The following is a 2,336-nucleotide window of genomic DNA, read 5'->3' as shown; positions in this document are numbered from 1 at the left end:
GTGAGATTGTAGCGAATCATCTAGCATATACACATTTGTATATGTTTTTAATAGCAGAACCAGATCTTTGGCCAAGAAGAAACAACAAGAACCAATAACTGAATCACTATTTGATTTCTGTGAGACAGAACAAATCCAACAAGTCAGCTTTAAGGAAGAAAACACAAACAATACGAATTCTGCAAGCGAACCCGAAAAGGCCTCAGAAGAACAAGAAGAACCGGCACAAGAAAAAAACAGTAATCCAAGCCTGTCTTCCGGAACTTATACGAATCCCAACAGCCAAGGGAAAGACCTTCCCGTTACTCTATTCAAGACTTTGGGAAAAAGCAGTGTGGGTTCATGGCAGGAACTTTTTGCCGGCTACACGTCCCTTAAAGCCATCACATATTCTTCCAGCATAGGGATGTTGAAACAGGTCGTAAAGATTATCAACAACGTTGAAATCATCTTCGGCAACGAAAGCATCCTAGGATCTATAAAAGACATCATAGCGGCACAATATGCTACGGTAAAGACATTACAGGAAGAAAATTTTAAGAACAACAATATCTTAATCGACAAAATAGAACAGGACAAACTTTCCTTATTCGTTACAAGCATTGACGCGCATACGAGCCACCAAAAAATCTATCTGTTGTCAGACGAAAAAAACAATTTCAGAACCATAGTCGGCAGCGCAAACCTCTCTTTGAAGGCTTTCGGTTCGACCGGTAATCAGCTGGAAACGATTATGGTTTCTGACGATTTCGACACTTACGATCTTTTTCTAAGCATATACCTGAAGACAAAAGAGCTAAGCAGCCAAAACCTGACCGTAAAGAACATAAGGGAACTGAAACTGACCACTACGGAAAACCTTCCGTTCTTCCAGCAGATCAAGGAGGAGAAAATCATAGAGATAATGACTCCGCCCAAAGAAGAAATCTTCTATACGGTTCAAAAAGACGAATTCAACAAATTTATCGAGAAAAACAATATAAATCCGGAAGACCTTTTGGAAAAGAAAAGCAACAAAGTACTGATAACCTATACCAAAACAAAGGAATTTTCTCAAAAAATCAATATAGCCGCCGACCAAACCCGAAGGACATACGAGACGTACCCTGATTTCTATATCGACAAATACAAACAAAAAGCATATTATAAAGGCAATCCTATTGATACATCTGATATTCCTAAGGATAAATTTGCCAAAGATATAGAGATCTTCGTAAAATATTTCCAAGGCTTCTTTGAAAAACAGCCGCCATTTCAGGGCAACGTGAAGACCAACATAGACAAATACTATGCAACCGTAAACTACGCGTTCTGCGCCCCGTTCCTTCCTCTTTGCAGGCACGAGACAATAGGAACCAGTACGCAGGTCTTTCCATATCCCCTGTTCCTTATCCTAAAGGGAACTACTAACAGCGGCAAATCGTCGTTGATGAAATTCATTCTGAAGCTGATGTTCAACCAGTTCCACCCCAAAATTGAGGGTGAAGGCGGACTTATCCAAAAAGCGGAAGACAAGGAAAACGCTCCTGCAGCACTGAAACAGAAATTGGAGTTTACTAAGGGATTCCCAATCATGATCGACGAGCTCAGCCCCAAACGCTGGCAGGAATACAGTGCCAAGTTTATCAAACACGACAGCACAAGCCAATTCTGGTCCCCTATGATTATGGCGACTAACGATGTAAAAGAGATTGATGAAGCGTTGAGCAAAAGAACAATCACTTTCGAAATCAACATGTTCACAAACCGTATGAGCAACCTGCAAAGAAAGCTTTTTGAAAACGATTTGGATATGCTTTCAGGCTGCCTGTACAAAGAATATCTGAAAAGAATGCTCGTGTTGCTTCCGGGATTCCTTAAGACCATTCATTCTTCGGATAAAGACGCTCCGATACCTGATATTCTCCTCTTGTCATCAAGGGTGCTGCTTTCTATATTAAGCGAACATATCGATATCAAAAAGTATCCATACATCAAAGAATACGACATCCAATACTATCTGATCAAGGCAAATCTTGACCAAAACATTCTCGATTTTATCGACCTTTACTCAAAAATCGGGGACGAATGGGAAATCAACAAGAAGCTGGACTATATCAAAATCAAATTTGAAGACCAATACAAAGCGAGAAACTTCCAGCGGAAATACGGTATAGAATTCACAACGCTTGAAGGACGATATATAATAATGCCGTTAAAAAAGACGGAAAAATTCTTCCATATCAAAATCGGCAAAAAGAATCTATTAGATTCCTTAAAGTTCTGGGAATGACACAAAAAAGCCTTCCTAAAAGTGAAATTATCATTGGAAAAATTGCTAATGATACTACTAATCC

1 protein-coding gene is annotated in these 2,336 nt (G+C 39.5%); it reads left to right on the top strand.

All coding sequences use genetic code 11. From position 1 onward, the window contains the following. Positions 1–67 precede the first annotated feature (67 nt). Complete coding sequence (locus BN587_RS00520; protein ID WP_021719218.1) at positions 68–2,272, top strand: restriction endonuclease PLD domain-containing protein; 2,205 nt, start codon at positions 68–70, stop codon at positions 2,270–2,272. The last annotated feature ends 64 nt before the right edge of the window (positions 2,273–2,336 follow it).

Source organism: Phascolarctobacterium succinatutens CAG:287 (genome assembly GCF_000434895.1).
Taxonomy (GTDB): domain Bacteria; phylum Bacillota; class Negativicutes; order Acidaminococcales; family Acidaminococcaceae; genus Phascolarctobacterium_A; species Phascolarctobacterium_A succinatutens_A.
The sequence above is the reverse complement of the archived record's forward strand: the minus strand, read 5'-3'. Positions and strand labels throughout refer to the sequence as shown.